This window comes from Pseudoalteromonas sp. GABNS16E (assembly GCF_028598715.1).
Lineage (GTDB): Bacteria > Pseudomonadota > Gammaproteobacteria > Enterobacterales > Alteromonadaceae > Pseudoalteromonas > Pseudoalteromonas atlantica.
In genome coordinates this window covers 16,066-35,036 of the sequence record NZ_JAQREZ010000024.1, presented here as the reverse complement: position 1 = coordinate 35,036, position 18,971 = coordinate 16,066, and the positions used below count along the sequence as shown (strand labels likewise).

Sequence of the window (18,971 nt, the reverse complement as noted above, 5' to 3'; positions counted from 1 at the left end):
TAGGTGTGAACTTTATTGCAATTAGACAGCCAAATAATAAATGTAAAGTTAATGTTGATTTTACACTGAACCAAATTCGGTATTACCCACTCATATACGTGTAAAACAATTAAAGGGTATGCTAAGGAGAAATATCTGTGCAGTATTGGATCCCAAAAGCACTTGCAGTGAGTGTATTGGTAAGTTTATCAGGGTGTAATGTTTTTATTAATGAAGCGCACAACGAACGCAATTATCGTACGCATGAAGGTGTTAAAACCCCGCCATCGTTATCTCAACCAGCGCAAGATCCGGTTTATAAAATGGATGTGGGCCAATACGATAACAACCCTGAGGCAACAAACTATCGTCCACCAGCACAGGTTTTAACTGTTGCTAAAGGTAGCTGGGTAGAAGAGGGCGATAAACAAGCGCGTATTTACTTTGATAAAAACGATGGCATTGTTGATTTAGATGAATTTGTTTGGGACTCAATTAAAGCGGTTATTGCCGAAAATAATGCAACAACCACAAAAGAAGATAAGCTACTTGGTATTATCGAAACCGACTGGTACTCAATAATTAAAGCTGAAGAGAGCTGGTTATGGGGCGATGAGGTAAGCGAAAACCAAGAGCGCTTTAGATTCACAATTGAAGAAAAATCGCATCAGCGTACTGCTTCGTTACGCGCTGAACTTATTGACTTTAAAGGTGATGATACGTTAACCGATTTACTTAAGCAGCAATTAGAAGTACGCGCGCTTAACCAAGTTGTGGCTGAATTTGATTATCGCTATCGTCAGTTAGAAGTAGAAAACCGCAAGCGCCAAGGTATTATTTCTTTAGAAATGGGCTTTGATAACAAAGGCAATGCTGCACTTGTTACTGAGCAATCATACGATGCAGTATTCGATCGCTTCTCGGGCTTTTTAGAGCGCCTATCGTTTACCATTGTTGAGATTAAAACCGATACCGGCTTAATAACTGCCGACTACAACAAGCCAGAAAGCAGTGTATGGGATTCTATTTGGGGCGACGAAGTTGCGCAGCTTCCAATTGAAGAAGGCCAATACCAAATTTTAGTGAGCAAAACTAAAGAAGGCGGTACAAGCTTAACCTGGATGGATGACAAAGGTGAAACACTTGAGCCTGGCACCATGAATGGTTTACAACAAGCGTTAGAAGCAGCACTTATTCAGCGCGGCATCAAAATTTAATAATTAATAATAAGTTTTTACTACAAAAAGAGCGCTTTGCTCTTTTTGTAGTTTTTATGGATTAAAAAATATGTCTCAGTTACCTCCTCGCGGGCACTATACGTGGCGCACTTGGTTTACTTTTTTAGTACCGTCGTTAATTGGTGTGTTTTTATTTATGACACCCATTCCTACCGCAGACGGGATGACCATTCCTATTGCGTTAATGGCTAAAGGCGTGCAAGCGTTGATGTCTGGCTCTGCGCAAGCAATTATTACCCTTATTATTTGTATTACTGGCGTTATGTCGGTGATCACCAAAGTATTTAAACCCGCCGCTATTTGCCAATCACCCCTGTTAAAGCATTTATTTGATGTAAGTGTAGTGTGGTTAGTGGTGCGTTTATTTGGTATGGCGTTTGTGCTAATGACCCATTTAGGGTTAGGTAGCGAGGCAATTACCTCTGCAAACACAGGCGCTTTGGTATTAAACGACTTATTACCTGTTTTGTTTTCGGTATTTATACTGGCCGGTTTATTACTGCCTTTACTAATTAACTTTGGGTTATTAGAGCTTGCAGGCACTATGCTAACCAAGGTAATGCGCCCTGTATTTGGCGTACCTGGGCGAAGTGCAGTTGACTGTACTGCGTCGTGGTTAGGTGATGGCAGTGTTGGTATTTTAATGACCGCAAGGCAGTACGACCAAAAGCACTACACGCAGCGCGAAGCCGCTATTATTGGTACTACGTTTTCGGCGGTTTCTATTACCTTTAGCTTGGTGGTTTTAGGCCAAGTGAAATTAGAGCACTTATTTGCCCCATTTTATGCCACCGTATGTTTAGCCGGTGTGGTTGCCGCTATTATTGTGCCGCGCTTACCGCCACTTCGCTTTAAAAAAGATTTGCTTATTGATGGCAGTGAGCCAAATCGCGATGCTGAGGCTATCCCAACGGGTAAAAGCTTAGTAGGGCACTCACTTGATGTAGCATTAGCTAAAGCCAATAACTCGTCGGGCTTTAAAGGTACCTTAAAAGAGGGTGTACACAATGCGCTTGATATGGTGTTTGGTGTACTACCTGTTGTAATGGCCGTAGGAACATTTGCACTTATTATTGCTGAGCACACGCCGGTATTTCAATATTTAGGTATGCCGTTTGTGCCATTTTTAGAGTGGTTACAAGTACCCGAAGCACAGGCCGCGGCACAAACTATTATGGTGGGATTTGCCGATATGTTTATTCCGTCAATTTTAGCTGCGGGCACCATTGAAAGTGATGTAACTCGCTTTATTATTGCCGCAATGAGCGTAACTCAGCTAATTTACATGTCTGAGGTTGGCGCACTTTTACTGGGTAGTAAAATACCGGTAAACATTGTTGAGCTGTTCGTTATATTTATTTTACGTACACTTATTACGCTGCCGGTTATTGCCTTAATGGCGCACTGGTTAGTTGGCTAGTAGTGTATTTTAATTATAAAAAAGCCCTGATTTATCAGGGCTTTTTTGTGACTAGTTATTTCAATTTACCCTGATGCTTAACATTCTTAAGTGGCAAATTGATACTAAATACGAATGAAGATTAAAAACGCCTTGCCACTGAAAGAGTTAAAAAGTTTAAACCTGGGTTAGGCTCTTTAAATCCAGCGTTTGAGTAATGAATAACTCTTAACGCTACGTTAGTGTGGCCAAAGTCTGCAACTAGGCCGATACGGTCTTCAAATTGGTAGTGAGTACTAATATTTTTGCCCGCAAATTTAGTTTCATCAATAAGCGATACGCCAATACCTGCTTCAATATAAAACGGGGTATTATGAAAACTAAAAGCAGGAAACTGCAGTACGGGCGACATAGCCAAAACAAGATTAGATTGCGAGTTGTCACCATGGCGGTATTCCCACATATTAACGCTGGTTTCAAAATAAAAGCGCGCATCGCCCACTAAGTTTTGTAAGCTAGGGGCATGATATTGATAAGCCAGCTTAACGCCATTCACGTTGCCTTCGCCTTTGAGAACATCTACGGCGTAACCATGATTAGACTGCGCAAACGCCGTGTTACCCCATACAGAAATAACTAAAAATAGAATAAGTGTGAAAGTTTTATATACCGTTTTCATAACTGCCAAATTGATGTGTGAGTCGAATGAGTAAATAAATGATAAGGGCGGGCCATTCACATTTTCAATGAGGACAAAATGCCGCTTGTTTATGGGGTGTTAACAGGGAAGGCTTAACTAATTGAAAATAAATAGTTTATTTAATTGGTGCTGTTTTGGCATTAATAAGGTGCATTTTTGTGTCTGTTTTTGTGGCTTAAAATCGCGTAATTTAGCCACATCTTAATCACACACATGGTCACGCTCATGAAACTTTTTAACACTATTTTTATTGCTGCTGCCTTTTTTAGCAGCGCGTTATTTGCGCAAACGGCGCAGTCGCCTCAAAATATGCTTGAGGGCGTTGCCGATACGCTTTTTAGCGATATTGCAAAAGTAAATGCACAAGGCGATGCAAGCAAAGCCGATATGGCGCGCATTGTAGAGACGCGTTTAATGCCAAACATAGATATTAAGTTTGTGTCGTTTAAATTGCTAGGTAAGCACATTAAAGGCATTGAGCGCGAGCAAGCTGTACGTTTTATTGATGCTGTAGAGCATTATTTAACAGGTACTTACGCAGGTGCGCTAATGAAATACACCGGCCAGCAAGTAGTATTTGAACAAGATACCGCTAAAAGCGACTCTGAGTACGCGACGGTTAAAACGCAAATTATTGAGCCAAACGCGCCCGTCATTGATCTGCATTTTAAGCTGCGCCAAGGTAAAGACCAGCAATGGAAAGTATACGACATTGTTGCCGAAGGTATTTCGCTTTTAAGCGCTAAGCAAAAAGAGATCATTCAACGTATTTCTGATGTAGGCTTAGAGCAAGTAATTACCGAACTAAAAAATAAATAGTTCACTTCCTGATTAAGACCCTCTCCAACCACAAAAGCAGCCGCACTAAAGTGTATTGGCTGCTTTTATATTTTCTTAATATTCATCTACTTTAAGCTCGCAGCAAAAAAAAGGTGTGATAGAATATCAGCACGTCGATTAAGCGTGGTGTCAGCTAAAAACTGCTATAACTGACGCCTCATCAAGCTACACTGGAGTTGTGCTGTTTTAATGGAAAATGTACTGATTTGGCCAAAGGAATACCCATTACTTATTAAAGGACTTGTAGAACAAAACGGTGCCTTTATTTTAGATGCTTTAGAAGCTTGGCCTGCATGTCGTTCTACTATTGAAGATGACGGTGTATGCACCACTGTGCTACCACCCATTTACTATTTGATATGGTTAACCCCGCTTGAACCCTTTGAAGAGTGTTATTTTCAGCATATTAGTGAATATGACGAAGATGCGCACGCTTACATTGCTGCTGTTAAAAATCATTATTTAGATAACGAATACACCAGCGAATCAATGGCGCTAATGCTGTGCCAGCGCTTAGAAAAATACGCCAGTGTGGCGGCGCAAAACGCACTTGATACGCCGCTTTCGTTGTTTAGCTTATTATTTAGTAAACGCTATTTTTCGTTAATTGAACATGCCTTAAATAGTGGCAGCAAATTAAGTGCACACGATACGCTAGCACTGTGGCAAGAAGTTGATTTTAGAGAGCGTTTAAGTGCTTTTTTACCTGAATCGGTCGCTGATTTAAACGAACTTACAGAGCTTGCCAGTCAAAAAGTAGCAAACGGTAAAGACTATTTTACGCTGTTAACGCAAGTATCGCCGGATGTTGATTCTATTGTATTGCTTGAAAAAGCATTACTTGCTCATTTAAGCCAAAAAAGCGCAAAGCAAACCATGGCAATGCGTTTTATAGAGCAAGGTGCCACTGGTACATTGGCTGATGAAAACAATAAAACAGCGTTTATGTGGGCAGCCGAAAAAGGCTATGTAAATGTGATAGAAACCCTGTTGGCTAAACAGGATCAAAAAGCGCAAGACACCTTAGGCAATACTGCACTGCATTATGCAGTGTTAGCTAAAAACGAAACCCTTATGGTGCTATTACTAAAAGCAGGTTACGACTTTAGAGCACGTAATAACGAGGGCTTAAGCTGTTACCGGTTAGCAGTAAGTATTAAAGCAAGCAATTTAGTTAAATGCCTTGAGCGCGATTTTGGTATAAAAGAGCTTTCGCCAGAAGGGCAGTTTAACCGCATTAAAAAGGTGCACGCCTTACACGCAATTGTCACTATTTTATTGCCATTGCAGCTGTATTTCTTTTTTGATGAAAGTATTGCTATAAAAAGTGAGCTGACTTTAATTTTTACATTGATTGCATCGGTGTGTTTTTTCTTTGCGGCGAGCTTAAAGCGCTGTGCGCTCTATCCACATATAAAGCACCCGTGGGGATTATTTGTGTTACGTGTTTTTTCGTTGTTAAGCTTAATAGCTCAGCTTGGATTAGCCAGCATAGTTGCACTGGCTGCACTGAGCGAATTAGTGTAGCGACTGCCATGGCAAACTAAAAGCCTAAAAAAACGCGCTTACATTGTTATGTTAAGCGCGTTTTTTGTATGTATAAGCTGTTATACCAATCCGCAATAATATCTAATCATTTTGCGGGGCTAAACGTGTCGCTATCTGCGTTAAAAAACTCTCATTTAGAACAACTAAATAGCGAATTTTTTGCCTTGCTATCAACACGTTTTTCCATCCTCAAAATAGATTACTTACTTATGCGGATTGGTATTATTTCAACTTTCAACTTAAATAATTTATTTTGCGAATTAGTATTATTTATTGTATTCGTTAGCGGCTTTTTCCTCTGCTAGCTCTTCTTTAAGCTTACGTATTTTTAAGCCTTGCTCTTGCCCACGGTGCCTTGCGTAATACGTGCAGCCAATAAACATGGCTGAGGCAAAAACAAGCTCTAATAACACCCATATTAGCTCATCAGGCGCAGCCCATAGCATGGTTAAGCCGTGTATAAAGTACAACATAACAACAAAGTTAGCCCAGGCGTAAGTGTAAGTGTTGTCTTTAATAAAGCCTCTTAAGGGCAACAGTAACGGGATTATAGGCACAAACAAGGATACAAAACTTGCGTTGCCATTTAGCGGAGGTACAAAGTACATCCACAGAGGAAATAAAAGTAATAAACCCACATAGCCAAAAATAGCGGTGCGCTGAAATTTTACAGTAATTGGCTTTTTAGCAGGGGTGTCAGCGGTATTCATTGAAGTTTTCTCGCAATGTGAGTGAGGCGTTTACCAACGCTTTGGCATATTTTAATTTCGTCTTTACTTAAAGTATTCGTATTACTACTGCCGGCTACATGTGTTGCCCCGTAAGGTGTGCCGCCGGTTTGCGTAGCTAGTAACTCTGGTACTTCGTAAGGTACCCCTAATAACATCATGCCGTGGTGTAGTAGCGGTAATGATAAATTAAGTAAGGTGGCTTCATTTCCGCCATGCATACTGCTTGACGATGAAAACACACAGGCCGGTTTATCTATTAACTGGCCTTTTAGCCAGAGATCGCTGGTGGTTTCCCAAAACGTTTTTGCTTGCGATGCCATCATGCCAAATCGGGTAGGTGTGCCAAAAGCAAGGCCGTCGCAATTTATTAAATCATCTTTTGTAATTACTATATCGTGCGGATTTTTAGCAACAAAGGTACGCAATACGGCTGTGGCTCCCTGTTGCTCTATAGATTCGGCTATTTCGTGCGCCATAGCCTCAACCGAGCCATGGCTTGAGTGATACAGTACAACAATGCGAGTCGTCATTATAATACGCTTAATACGTTTTCAGGCGGACGGCCAAGGGCTGCTTTACCGTTGTTTTGTACAATAGGGCGTTCAATAAGTTTAGGGTTGTCTACCATGGCGTTTATTAGCGCTGACTCGTTGGTTTCTTCTTTTAGGTTAAGCGCTTTGTATGCATCTTCTTTTGTGCGCATTAGCTGGCGAGCTGAGCTAAACCCTAATTGTTCTAAAAGTTGGCTTATTTGCTCATGGTTAAGCGGTGTTTTTAAATACTCTACTACGCTTGGTGTTACGTTGTTCTGCTCTAGTAATGCGAGGGTTTCACGCGATTTAGAACAACGTGGATTATGATAAATAGTAACTGACATACAATTAGTTCCAAAATGTAATTTGCCGCTATTTTAGGGCAAGCGCTGACAGACTTAAAGCCTTGCCAGCTCTTTTTGTAAACGGCGATACTGAGTAAGCAAGGCTTTTAGGCGTTGCTGTTTAACCAGCTCTGTGGGTTCTACGAAGTTAAGCGCTTTTTGGATTTCGTCTGCGGCTTTAATATACGCGCCATATTGCGATAACACATCAGCATTGGCCTCGTGATAAGCGGCAAGCTTGTCTTGCTTTTTATAGGCATCGGCTAATAGCTGTTTACCTAAGTTGTGGTCGGGTTTTTCAAGTAAAAAGCTTTTTAAAATGTTTTCAGCTAATTCAAACTGCTCAGCCTCTAATGCCGCATTTGCATAGTTTAAAGTTATAACTTGGTTGTTAGGGCGATAGTTATTTAGTTCAGCCAAAAAATTTACCGCTTCGTCGGCTTTTTTTTGCGCTATTAGTAAATCGGTATGGGTATCGATATAAAATAAATTTTTAGGACTTTGCGCTAATAGCGGCTCTAAAATTTCGGCGGCTTCATCTAGTTTATCTTGATCAAGTAAGCTTATACCCAAGCCATATTTAAGCGCGGTGTTGTTGTAACTGTTTTCGCGCATTAATTTTTTAAATAACGCTTCGGCATTTTCGGGCTTATTGGCATAACGGGCAAGTACACGGCTTTTTGCTAAATTAAACTCAAGGCTTGGGTTTAAATGGCGCACAGGGAATTGCTCTGCACGTAGGCGTACGTCAGATACACGGCTCTCTGGCAATGGGTGAGTCAGTAAAAAAGCGGGTGGTTTGTACTTATATCTTATTTGCGCTGAAAGTTTAGTTAAAAATTCACTCGATGCACGGGCGTCAAAACCGGCGTTATTAAGGGTTTGCATACCAATTCTGTCGGCTTCTTGCTCGGCAGCACGGCTGTGAGTTAATTGGCTAAACGCAGCCTGGGTTTGGTTAGCCGAAATAATAGCAATACCTGCGTCGGGAGCAACAACGGTGGCTAATATACCGGCTATCATGCCTGCAATAGTCAGTGCGCTGTTGTCTTGTTGTTGCTGAATACGACGAGCTAAATGGCGCTGAGTTACGTGCGCTATTTCGTGCCCAAGTACAGAGGCAAATTGGCTTTCGTTATCTGATTGCGCAATAAGCCCCGTATGCACACCAACATGCCCGCCGTAAAAAGCAAAGGCATTAATTTCGTTGTTATTTACCCAAAAAAACGAAAAAGGAAAACGCACGTCGTTAGCATTAGCCACAAGTTTTCGGCCAAGTGTGGTTAAGTATTCGTCTAAAACGGGGTCGTTTACTACCGGTGATGAGCCTCTTATTTGCATCATCATCACTTCGCCAATGGCTTGCTCTTTTTCAAGTGGCAACACTTGTAGCGCAGACGTGCCTAAATCGGGTAGCGTAAAGTTTGTTTGTGCCTTTAACGGCTCACTAACCAGTAGGCTAAAGGTAAGCGCGGCACTGCATAAAGTGATAAAGGCTGATTTTAGCTGCATTTTATTCCTTGTTAATTTGTTCACCAATGGCAATTTTTGCTATGTCAATTTCATCGCTGCTTGCACGGCTGTCTTTTTCGCACAATTGGTAGAGTTCTTTTATTGTGACTCCATCAAGCTTTACAACGTTCAATTCCTGCTGCAAAAATTTAATAATTTTATGTACTACCTTATGTGCATGTAAAATAATGGCTTTATCGGCCTTGTCGCCGCGCTCAAAATAAAAGCCAATAAACTTATGGAGCTGATTTATGCGGATCAGGTTTTTCATAGAATGCGGATCCCATACTTTAAACTCCATAAAGCGGTTATCTTTAACGTATTGATCAATAATTATGTCTTTAGCATAAGGTTGCGCCCAGAGCTCAAAGCCTCGGTCGGTAAATACTTGGTGTAGCGCTATACGCGGCTTATGCTTGGTGTGTATTTCACCAAAATCATCTTCATAGCCATCAAGTAAGTCTAAGTTCCAATTGCGTTTATTGATCAGGCTTTTTACAGCATTATCAAATCCGTGCTCCAATATTCCTTCAGATTCGCTGACCGAAGAAGCAACAAGATGATAAAAAGGCGGGAGTTCTCCCCAGTTTATCTGCTTTTTATACCAATTAATCTCTTTGAGAGTTGGATTACTAGGTAGTTGCGCTTTATTATGCGTGCCAGGCATTAACTTATCCTTACTGCTAATTATGTTATAAGGATAAACCATTGCTGGAATGGTTTTAAGAAAAAGTTACTGCTGTTCACATTTTATAAATAGAATGACCGACAATATGCGACTTATTATTCATTTTACTTAGCGAGTAAAGTAGTTATGTTAGAGTGCGATTTAAAAAAATTTAAATGCCCACAACAGTTTGTACAATTTAAATTAGCGCTTCGTAATGCGCAGTCATCTAATAAGGCAATAACGTTTAGTATAAATAACGACGAAAGCGCAGATGATATTACGCGTTTTTTAAGCAAAAATGCATATACATATAAATTTGATCAACACCTAGGACTATTACTAGTGGAGCCACTGCATGTTTGAATACGTTAAAACATGGTACGAAAGAAAGTTCTCAGATCCTCATTCAGTCACCTTACTTTTTTTACTCATTGCCTCTGTGGCATTACTGTACTTTTTTGGCTCGTTAATTGTTCCTGTGTTAGTGGCATTGGTGATTGCTTATTTACTTGATTGGCCGGTCGTGCACTTAGAGCGCTTTGGGTTAAAACGCTTTAGCGCCACAGTAATTGTAATGCTGATATTTACCGGGGTTATGCTTACCCTTATTTTGGTTATTGGCCCCGTGCTTTGGAAGCAAACCAGTAATTTAGTACAAGAAACCCCGCACATGGTAGAGCAAGGTAAGTCATTTTTAATGGCCTTACCGCAGCAATACCCCAGTTTAATTAATGCCGAGCAGGTCCAAGCTATCGTGGCAAGTGTAGAGGCAAAGGCGCTCGAATTTGGCCAAGTTATTGTCTCGTTTTCACTTACTTCTCTAAAAGATGTTGTGGCATGGCTTATTTATTTGGTGCTTGTACCCTTACTTGTATTTTTTATGCTTAAAGACAAGCTTGAGCTTACGAGTAGTGCCGCTACGCTTATTCCGCAACAGAGACGGTTAATTTTGCAAGTGTGGCACGAAATGAACCAGCAAATAATGAATTATATTCGAGGCAAAGTATTCGAAATTTTAATTGTGGGTGGCACCTCGTTTATTGCCTTTACTGTACTAGATTTGCGTTATGCAGCTTTACTTGGCGTGTTGGTTGGGTTTTCGGTGTTAATTCCGTTTGTGGGTGCGGCATTGGTTACCATACCGGTTGCGGCGGTGGCGCTGTTTCAATTTGGTATCGAAACGCAGTTTTGGACCATATTAATAATTTACGGGGTCATTCAGGCGCTCGATGGCAACGTATTAGTGCCCTTGTTGTTTTCTGAGGCCGTTGATTTAAATCCCGTATTTATTATTGTTGCAGTGCTATTTTTTGGTGGCTTATGGGGTTTTTGGGGCGTGTTTTTTGCCATTCCGCTCGCATCGCTTGTTAAAGCGCTAATAAATGCCTGGTCATCAACCCATGGAGAAATAACAAAAGAGCGGGCAGAGTAACGTACTTTTAGTTTAAAAAAGCATAGTAAACGCACCTAAGTTACTAATTGATTATTACCCAACGTGAACAAACTTATGTACTATTGGGTATAAGATATATTTTTTAGTAATAAAGGTGCGTTTTTAATGTCTGAGTTTTTATTGCACGATGAACAAGCAGCCCAAGTTTATCTTGATGCAAACGCTACAACACCTGTTTTACCCTGTATTGCCGATGTGGTGTCGCATACCATGCAAATTTGTTTTGGCAACCCTTCAAGCCCCCATATTAGCGGCATACAAGCTAAGTATTTATTAGAACAAACAAGACAAAATGCACGCCATGTTATTGGTGCGCCCGATGGCGATATTCTTTTTACCTCAGGTGCCACAGAGGGCATACAAACAGCCATTGTTTCAACGCTCATTCATGCTAAAAATCATACGATTAAAAACCCTGTATTATTGTACGGGGCAACTGAGCACAAAGCGGTGCCTAACACGTTAAAACATTGGAATAGCGTTTTAGGCATTAACGCCCAATTACTGGCTATTCCTGTTGATAGTAAAGGGGTTTTAGATTTAGCGTTTATTAGTGAGCACATAAATAACGCGCTAATGATTTGCACCATGGCGGTTAATAACGAAACCGGTGTTTATCAAGACCTAAACGCTATAGAACATACTATTCGCAGCCGTAATAAATCAGTGTCTTGGATGGTTGATTGTGTACAAGCTTTAGGTAAACAAGCGCTAGCGCTTAGTAGTACCAGCATAGATTATGCCCCGTTTTCGGGCCATAAACTCTATGCACCAAAAGGTATTGGTTTTTTATACATTAAAAATGGCAGTGCCTATACGCCATTTATTGCGGGGGGCGGGCAAGAGAGCGGCATGCGCTCTGGCACCGAAAACCTACCAGGCATAGCAGGGCTTAATAAACTGTTTAACTTGCTGCTAGATAAAAACGACGACACGTTTAAGTCGGTTGAGGTATTAAATAGCTACAGAGCGCAACTGCTTAATGCGCTGCAAAGTACCTTTGGTGATATAACCTTTAATCACGATCTTTCACATTCTGTACCTACCACCCTTAATTTTGCTGTTGATACGCTTACCTCCAAAGAGGTTATTGATTTATTTGACGCAGCAGGCATTAGAGTGAGCGGTGGTTCGGCATGCAGTACAGGTGCAACGCGCAGTTTTGTGCTTGATGCAATGGGGGCAACTAATTGGCAAAGTGAAAACGCCATTAGGCTGTCTTTTGGGCCTGCTGCAACCGAGCAGCAAATTAGCCAAGCATGCAAGCGTATATGCTCGTTAAAGGCGGTATTAGAGGCCAATTGCTTAATTGTTTCTGACAGTGCGTCGCCAAAGCAAGAAGTGTGCGCGCTGGGGTTAACACAATTTAGGCATAAAGGGGCGTGTAGCTGGCTGTATGTTAGTGACGACGACAGTGCCGTTATCATTGACCCCGTATTAGAGCTTATTCCGCGCTTTGAAAAAATAGTGAGCACACAACAGCTCAACGTAAAAGCAATTTTAGATACCCACCAGCACCAAGACCATCCAAGCGCAGTGGCTTTGTTAAATGAAGTACTAGGCACAACGCATGCGATGCAAAATAGCATTGAGCTTGGTACAAAAACGCTAACCATAGAGCCAACCCCAGGGCACAGCAAAGACAGCGTTAGTTATTTATTAAAAGAGCGCACCACAGGCCATATTGATTATTGTTTTTGCGGTGATTTAATTTTACCTGCAGGACTTGGCAATACCTCGCTTGAAGGGGGCAGTGCAACGCAAATGGCACACTCACTTATTACCCTTGCTGAGCAAATAAGTGACGATACGGTTATTTGTTCGGGGCATGACTATCAGCAATGCTTTGCCATTAACTGGCGTACTGTACGTGCACAAACGCCTTTGCTTAGCCCGTTATTAAATGGAGAAATAAGTACGGCGCAATTTGCACAGCTAAAAGCACAACACGATCAGCTGCATAGGCAAACCAGTGACCAACTGTGTGGCTATGTACAGGCGGCGGTGCAAACAGACACTAAGCAGCTAGACTTTGGACAAGCTAAAGCGTTACTAACGCAAAAAAATGTGTATTTAATTGATACCCGTGAGCCGTATGAACATGGCGCAATTAATGTGGCGGAGCTTTTTGCCGCGCCTTTAGCTAATACGCTTAATATTTCACTTAGCCGTATGGCTAACGCCATAGTACAAAATCAATTAAACCCGCAGCACACCTATATATTACTGTGTAGAAGCGGCAATCGTTCTAAAATTGCAGCGGCAAATTTGCAGCAATTAGGCTTTGCGAATATTTATAACGTAGCGGGTGGCTTGGCGTTGGTGAGCTAATTATGGGCCTAGATTTGAGGATGTTTTAACCATCTATAAAGCTAGGCGAGTGCATACGATGCATTTTATGCTTTGGGCCTATAATGTTTCGAAGTTTAATTTGCAGCAGTGTGTTTGGTATTTTTACATGGATGTAAGCCACTAGCGTAACGTAGGAGCCGTTAATGAGCCCACTAGAGAACAAACCTCGCGCAGAATTAAATTGTTCCTAGTTTGTACAAATTTTAATCCTAAAAGGTCAACAGACCCTAATTCATGAATATTTAATAAATGTTGTTTAAACTATTAAATGCTTAAAATTTGTGGGTAATTAATTCATAAAATTTTTATGATACCGGTGTCAAAAGTAAAAAATTGCGTTATTATCTGCATCATAAATTATAAAAACAGCATTTTTATTGCTTTTTTCGTTATACTAAGCGCTTGCTTTTTTACTAGCACTACGCGCAATTAGCGAAGTCTTTTTAACTAAAACTGTTTTTAAATCATTAATTTAAATATTTTAGAGGATATTTACATGTCTAATCGTTCGCAATTAGCAAGTTGGCAAGCACTGCAAAATAGTGCCGCGCAGATGAAACAAACCCATCTAAAAACGTTATTTGCACAAGATGATACACGATTTGATGCATTCTCTACTCAGATTCCGGGTGTGTTGTTTGATTATTCAAAGCAGCGTATTGATAAAACTATTTTTGCACAACTCATCGAGCTTGCTAAAGAGTGTGACATTGCCTCTTGGCGCGACAAGATGTTTAGCGGTGAAAAAATCAATATTACAGAAGAGCGTGCTGTTCTTCATACAGCTTTACGTAATCGTGCCCATACACCTTTAGTTGTTGACGGCGAAGACGTAACACAAGCGGTTGATAACGAATTAGCTAAAATTAAAACCTTTGTAGAAAAAGTACGCAGTGGGCAATGGGTAGGCTACACAGGTAAAGCAGTAAAAGATGTGGTAAGCATTGGTGTAGGTGGTTCAAACCTAGGCCCGCAAATGGCAACCGAAGCGCTAAAAGCACTTGCTGATGACACTTTAAATGTTCATTACGTATCTAATGCTGACGGTGTTCAAATTGCCTCTGTGTTAAAAGCAATTGACCCAGAAACAACCTTGTTTGTTATTTCATCGAAAACATTTACCACATCAGAAACCATGACCAACGCCAAAACGGCCGTTGATTGGTTTTTACAAACAGCAAAAGATGACAGCGCTATTGCTAAGCATTTTGTTGCTGTTAGCACAAACTTAGAAAAAACCGCAGCCTTTGGTATTAGCGATGAAAACGTATTCACTATGTGGGATTGGGTAGGGGGTCGCTTTTCACTTTGGAGTGCGATAGGCTTACCTATTGCGTTATACCTAGGTTATGACGCGTTTGAAGCCATTTTAGAAGGCGCATTTGAAGTAGATGAGCACTTTAAAGCAGCCCCATTTGAGCAAAATATTCCGCTTATAATGGCACTACTCAGTGTATGGAATACCAGCTTTTTAGGCTTTACGTCGCAAGCTATTTTACCGTACGACCAAGCGCTTCATATGTTACCTGCGTATTTACAACAAGGTGAGATGGAAAGTAACGGTAAACACGTAAACTTTGCAGGCGAAACCGTACCTTATACAACGGTTCCTATTATTTGGGGTATGACTGGTATTAACGGCCAACATGCGTTTTATCAGTGCTTACACCAAGGTAATGTAATTGTACCTGCTGATTTTATAGCCTCAGTTAAGCCGCAGGTAGCCGTAGATAAGCATCACGATATTTTATTATCTAACTTTTTAGCGCAAACAGAAGCAATGATGAGCGGTGTAGATGCACAGCAAGTCACAGAAGATTTAGCCGCTAAAGGTAAAACACAAGCGCAAATTGATGAGTTACTAAATCATAAAATTCATCAGGGTAATCGCCCTACAACATCTATACTGCTAGATACAGTTGATGCAAAAACAGTAGGACGCTTAATTGCGCTGTACGAACATAAAATTTTCTGCCAAGGCATAATTTTAGAAATTTGCTCATTTGATCAATGGGGTGTTGAGCTTGGTAAAGGCCTAGCCTCTAAAATTGAAAGCGAACTAACCGATGACAGCGTAAAACACGCCCACGATAGTTCAACAAATGGCTTAATTGCGTACTACAAGCAACACCGTACGCAGTAATATATTCGCTTATGTAAATAAGCAAACCGAGTACCTTTGAACGGGTAGCGCTGGAGTTCTTAGGGCCTGTATTTTTGTGAGAGGATTTACAGGACTCCTAAGACTCATTTAATTGTGCGAACAGTCAAATAATAAATAAAACGCCATAGCGTAAAACATTCAATAGGCTTTTATTAACACTAAGAGCCACTGTCATTCAAGCACTAAACCTGCATACCAAGCGGCTTATGGAAGTCGCTTTTAGGTATTACAAACGTAGAGAGTAACTATGCTTAATCCTTTTGATATTATAATTTTTGGGGGCGGTGGTGATCTTGCGTTACGCAAATTGCTACCTGCAATGTACAGAGCATATCAAGAAGGCAACTTACCAGAAGGCTCGCGTATTCTGCCTACAGTGCGTGAAGAAAGTAAGCGTGCTGACTACATAGAAACAGCACACAACGCACTGAAAGAGTTTTTAAGTAAAGGCGAATTTAACGCTAAAGATTGGAAAGCATTTTCTACTTACTTAGTGCCTGTAGTAAGCAACGTAACCGAAGCTGACGACAACTGGGATGTACTAAAAGGCATTTTAGATGAGCACGACAGCAATAAATCTCGCGTATTTTATTTATCACTTCCGCCTGCTGTTTACGGCACATGTTGTGAAATTTTATCAACGAAAGGTTTAATCACACCCACTTCACGTGTGGTTGTTGAAAAGCCAATTGGTTACTGCGGCGAATCAGCAGAGGCTATCAATGGTAAAATTGCAGAGTTTTTTGACGAAGAGCAAATTTTCCGTATTGACCACTACTTAGGTAAAGAGACAGTACAAAACCTAATGGCACTGCGTTTTTCAAATTCACTGTTTGAAAACATGTGGGATGCTAAATCTATTGATAATATTCAAATTAGTTTATCTGAAACGGTAGGCCTTGAAAGCCGTGCTGGTTTTTACGATAAAGCCGGTGCACTGCGCGACATGGTGCAAAACCACCTATTACAGTTATTGTGCTTAGTGGCAATGGAATCACCAAATAAACTAAACGCAAATAGCATCCGTACTGAAAAACTTAAAGTATTAGAAGCACTTCGTCCGTTACTCGAAGGTGACGTAGATGAAAATATCGTTCGCGGTCAATACGTACCAGGGGATTTAAACGGTAAAATTGTACCAGGTTACTTAGAAGAGCTTAACGAAGGCTCAAGCAAAACAGAAACCTTTGTGGCTATTCGTGCACACATTGATAACTGGCGCTGGGCGGGGGTACCTTTTTACCTTCGTACTGGTAAGCGTATGGCTAAACGTTGTGCAGAAATTGTGGTTGAGTACAAAAAAGTATCGCACAATATTTATGAAGAAAACGTGGGTAATATTGAGCCAAACCGCCTTGTTATTCGTTTGCAGCCGGAAGAGACGATTCAATTAACGCTTATGTCTAAGCGCCTTGATAATCTTGAAATGCAATTAGAGCCGGTAACGATGAATATTGAGCTTTCTCAAGCATACAGCAATGGTTTCCATTCTGATGCATACAAACGCTTAATGCTTGATGCTGCAGCTAATAACCCATCGTTATTTATACACCGTGACGAAGTTCGTCAAGCGTGGAAATGGATAGATCCAATTATTGAGCGCTGGCAAACCAAAGGCAAACCTGCACTTTACCGTGCTGGTAGCTGGGGACCGGATGATGCTGATGAATTATTAGCTGAAAACAACCACGTGTGGTTTAACACAGGCGATAAGGCGTAAGGTATGGCAACACTTGTTGAAAAATTTTTTGACTCAGAAGATGAGTTAACCGCTGAGCTATCACACACGCTTGAGCAATCTTTACGTGATGGCATAAAAAGTGATGGCCGTGCTGTGCTAATGGTATCGGGCGGTTCGTCTCCGGCGCCGGCGTACAAGCACTTATCAACGCTTGATTTAGATTGGCAAAATATAGATGTAGCCATGGTTGATGAGCGCTGGGTTGAGCCAAGCCACGAAAAAAGTAACGAAGCGTTTATAAAAAGCACCTTGTTACAAAATTACGGCAGTGCCGCTAATTTTATTACCATGAAAAACGATGCTGCAACGGCCGAGCAAGGTACACAAGTATGTGAAGCCGCTTATGGCGCTTTAAAAGCACCGTATGATGTAACAATTTTAGGCATGGGTCCAGATGGCCATACAGCGTCATTGTTCCCACATGCAAAGGGCCTTGAGCATGGTTTAACAACACAGCAAACTGTGTGCGCTATTAATGCAATAGAAAGTGACGTGACAGGCAGCATTACTGAGCGCATGACACTGACTTTAAATGCAATAGCAAACTCTAAAGTGGTTAAACTTCTGATCAGTGGTGAAGAAAAGCTAGCGGTTTACAAGCAAGCTAAAGCGGGTGGTGATGTAAACGATATGCCACTTCGCGCTGTGCTAAACCACCCAAGCATAAATATTGAAGTGTATTGGGCGCCTTAATTTAGCCGCTCATTTACAGTTTAAAAAGGCAGCTTAATTAAGCTGCCTTTTTATTTGGCTAAATAACATGCTAAACCTATTCAAAAAATACCGTCAAACTGTTAACCAATGTTAATGGTTTTTATGGTGCTGTATTAAAATCACCCGTTATTTGTACTGTTTTTGAGCGTATTAGTTGCGTTTTTATTGTCTGTTTTTTAGCAACGCCCAGATTTAGTTAAACTTTATTTTTTCATGACGGTTGTCATAAAACTTTCCCTTCCTTTTTTCGTTCAAAAGCATTAGCCTAAAGGCATTAACAATGAAACATATATATTAAAAATAAACGGAGCAGTAACATGGCGGAGCAACAAGTACAGCCTTTACACAACGAAAAACATGCCAACACTAAAATTCAAAACGGCATCAACGTTGAATTTATGAAAACTCAACATTTAGTGCCAGTAGTTGCACATGAGTTTGCACGCGTAGCAAATGAATTTCCAATGTCTTTTGTTAAAAACAACGAAAGCGGTACTTTCCAAGCAGTTGCAATGTTTGGCCTAGAGCCAGGCGAAAACCTGTTTGTAGAAGATGGTAAATGGACAGCAGCTTTTGCTCCTATGGCATCAACGCGTTACCCATTAGGTCTAGTAAAGCACCCTGAGCAAGATCAGTACGGTATTGTGATTGACGAAGCAAGCTCGCTTGTAGGTGAAGAAGAAGGCAACGCATTATTTGAAAACGGCGAAGAAACTGACTACTTAAAGCGTCGTAAAGAGTCTTTAGTGTCTTTCATTGAGTTTTCTCAAGTAACAGAAGCATTCACTAAATACTTAGCTGATAAAGAGCTACTAGTAGCGCAAACGCTAACTGTAGACATTAAAGGCGAGAAAAAAGACATCAACGGTATTTACCTTATCGATGAGAAAAAACTTAACTCGCTTAGCGATGAAGAGTTTTTAGAGCTTCGTAAGCGCGGTTACTTAGCACCTATTTATTCTTTCTTAACATCTACTCACCAAGTAGCACGTTTAGCACGTTTAAAAGCTAAGCAAGACGCGTAATTACATACACGTTTAGTAAAAAGCGCCT

At 40.9% G+C, this 18,971-nt stretch carries 17 protein-coding genes; 11 read left to right on the top strand and 6 right to left on the bottom strand.

What is annotated here, in order from left to right; genetic code table 11:
- Nucleotides 1–137 precede the first annotated feature (137 nt).
- Nucleotides 138–1,196: an outer membrane protein assembly factor BamC gene (bamC, locus tag PSI06_RS11285; protein ID WP_029772477.1), complete on the top strand. Its 1,059-nt coding sequence runs from the start codon at nucleotides 138–140 to the stop codon at nucleotides 1,194–1,196.
- A gap of 70 nt (nucleotides 1,197–1,266) precedes the next feature.
- Nucleotides 1,267–2,637: a YjiH family protein gene (locus PSI06_RS11280; protein WP_029772478.1), complete on the top strand. Its 1,371-nt coding sequence runs from the start codon at nucleotides 1,267–1,269 to the stop codon at nucleotides 2,635–2,637.
- A 121-nt stretch (nucleotides 2,638–2,758) separates the two neighbouring features.
- On the opposite strand, the gene PSI06_RS11275 is transcribed toward PSI06_RS11280, so the two are convergent.
- Entirely contained in the window at nucleotides 2,759–3,295 is a 537-nt protein-coding gene (locus PSI06_RS11275; protein WP_029772479.1) for an acyloxyacyl hydrolase, read from the bottom strand.
- 246 nt (nucleotides 3,296–3,541) lie between these two features.
- On the opposite strand from PSI06_RS11275, the gene PSI06_RS11270 reads away from it, so the two are divergent.
- The gene (locus tag PSI06_RS11270) at nucleotides 3,542–4,135 is read left to right on the top strand and encodes an MlaC/ttg2D family ABC transporter substrate-binding protein (RefSeq protein WP_029772481.1); all 594 of its coding nucleotides are present in this window, start codon (nucleotides 3,542–3,544) and stop codon (nucleotides 4,133–4,135) included.
- A 210-nt stretch (nucleotides 4,136–4,345) separates the two neighbouring features.
- Nucleotides 4,346–5,683 (top strand): ankyrin repeat domain-containing protein, encoded by a 1,338-nt coding sequence (locus PSI06_RS11265; protein WP_004589168.1) that lies wholly within the window; start codon nucleotides 4,346–4,348, stop codon nucleotides 5,681–5,683.
- A gap of 287 nt (nucleotides 5,684–5,970) precedes the next feature.
- Here PSI06_RS11265 and PSI06_RS11260 read toward each other — a convergent pair whose 3' ends face one another.
- From PSI06_RS11260 to PSI06_RS11240, 5 genes are read right to left on the bottom strand one after another with little or no spacing between them, the layout of a single operon-like run.
- Complete coding sequence (locus PSI06_RS11260) at nucleotides 5,971–6,414, bottom strand: DUF2069 domain-containing protein (RefSeq protein WP_004589169.1); 444 nt, start codon at nucleotides 6,412–6,414, stop codon at nucleotides 5,971–5,973.
- Nucleotides 6,411–6,965, bottom strand: coding sequence for an NAD(P)H:quinone oxidoreductase (gene wrbA / locus PSI06_RS11255; protein ID WP_004589170.1), 555 nt, complete (start codon nucleotides 6,963–6,965; stop codon nucleotides 6,411–6,413). Before wrbA ends, PSI06_RS11260 begins: the two co-directional genes overlap by 4 nt.
- Nucleotides 6,965–7,312, bottom strand: coding sequence for an arsenate reductase (glutaredoxin) (arsC, locus tag PSI06_RS11250; protein ID WP_029772483.1), 348 nt, complete (start codon nucleotides 7,310–7,312; stop codon nucleotides 6,965–6,967). The genes wrbA and arsC overlap by 1 nt, the downstream gene beginning before the upstream one ends.
- A 54-nt stretch (nucleotides 7,313–7,366) precedes the next feature.
- Entirely contained in the window at nucleotides 7,367–8,824 is a 1,458-nt protein-coding gene (locus tag PSI06_RS11245; RefSeq protein ID WP_004589172.1) for a M48 family metalloprotease, read from the bottom strand.
- Between the two features lies 1 nt (nucleotide 8,825).
- Nucleotides 8,826–9,491: a hypothetical protein gene (locus PSI06_RS11240; RefSeq protein ID WP_004589173.1), complete on the bottom strand. Its 666-nt coding sequence runs from the start codon at nucleotides 9,489–9,491 to the stop codon at nucleotides 8,826–8,828.
- A 147-nt stretch (nucleotides 9,492–9,638) separates the two neighbouring features.
- Here PSI06_RS11240 and PSI06_RS11235 point away from each other — a divergent pair, with 147 nt between their 5' ends.
- The 7 genes from PSI06_RS11235 (at nucleotide 9,639) to PSI06_RS11205 (ending at nucleotide 18,943) form a co-directional block, all read left to right on the top strand.
- Nucleotides 9,639–9,857, top strand: coding sequence for a hypothetical protein (locus PSI06_RS11235; RefSeq protein WP_004589174.1), 219 nt, complete (start codon nucleotides 9,639–9,641; stop codon nucleotides 9,855–9,857).
- Nucleotides 9,850–10,926 (top strand): AI-2E family transporter, encoded by a 1,077-nt coding sequence (locus PSI06_RS11230; protein ID WP_004589175.1) that lies wholly within the window; start codon nucleotides 9,850–9,852, stop codon nucleotides 10,924–10,926. Before PSI06_RS11235 ends, PSI06_RS11230 begins: the two co-directional genes overlap by 8 nt.
- 126 nt (nucleotides 10,927–11,052) lie before the next feature.
- Nucleotides 11,053–13,278 (top strand): aminotransferase class V-fold PLP-dependent enzyme, encoded by a 2,226-nt coding sequence (locus PSI06_RS11225; RefSeq protein ID WP_273603778.1) that lies wholly within the window; start codon nucleotides 11,053–11,055, stop codon nucleotides 13,276–13,278.
- A gap of 517 nt (nucleotides 13,279–13,795) precedes the next feature.
- A complete protein-coding gene (gene pgi / locus PSI06_RS11220) occupies nucleotides 13,796–15,442 on the top strand; it encodes a glucose-6-phosphate isomerase (RefSeq protein ID WP_004589177.1) in 1,647 nt (548 codons plus the stop codon).
- 268 nt (nucleotides 15,443–15,710) lie between these two features.
- Nucleotides 15,711–17,183, top strand: a complete 1,473-nt coding sequence (gene zwf, locus PSI06_RS11215; RefSeq protein WP_004589178.1) for a glucose-6-phosphate dehydrogenase — start codon at nucleotides 15,711–15,713, stop codon at nucleotides 17,181–17,183.
- A gap of 3 nt (nucleotides 17,184–17,186) precedes the next feature.
- The gene (pgl, locus tag PSI06_RS11210) at nucleotides 17,187–17,897 is read left to right on the top strand and encodes a 6-phosphogluconolactonase (RefSeq protein ID WP_273603779.1); all 711 of its coding nucleotides are present in this window, start codon (nucleotides 17,187–17,189) and stop codon (nucleotides 17,895–17,897) included.
- A 338-nt stretch (nucleotides 17,898–18,235) separates the two neighbouring features.
- Nucleotides 18,236–18,943 (top strand): SapC family protein, encoded by a 708-nt coding sequence (locus PSI06_RS11205; RefSeq protein WP_004589180.1) that lies wholly within the window; start codon nucleotides 18,236–18,238, stop codon nucleotides 18,941–18,943.
- The last annotated feature ends 28 nt before the right edge of the window (nucleotides 18,944–18,971 follow it).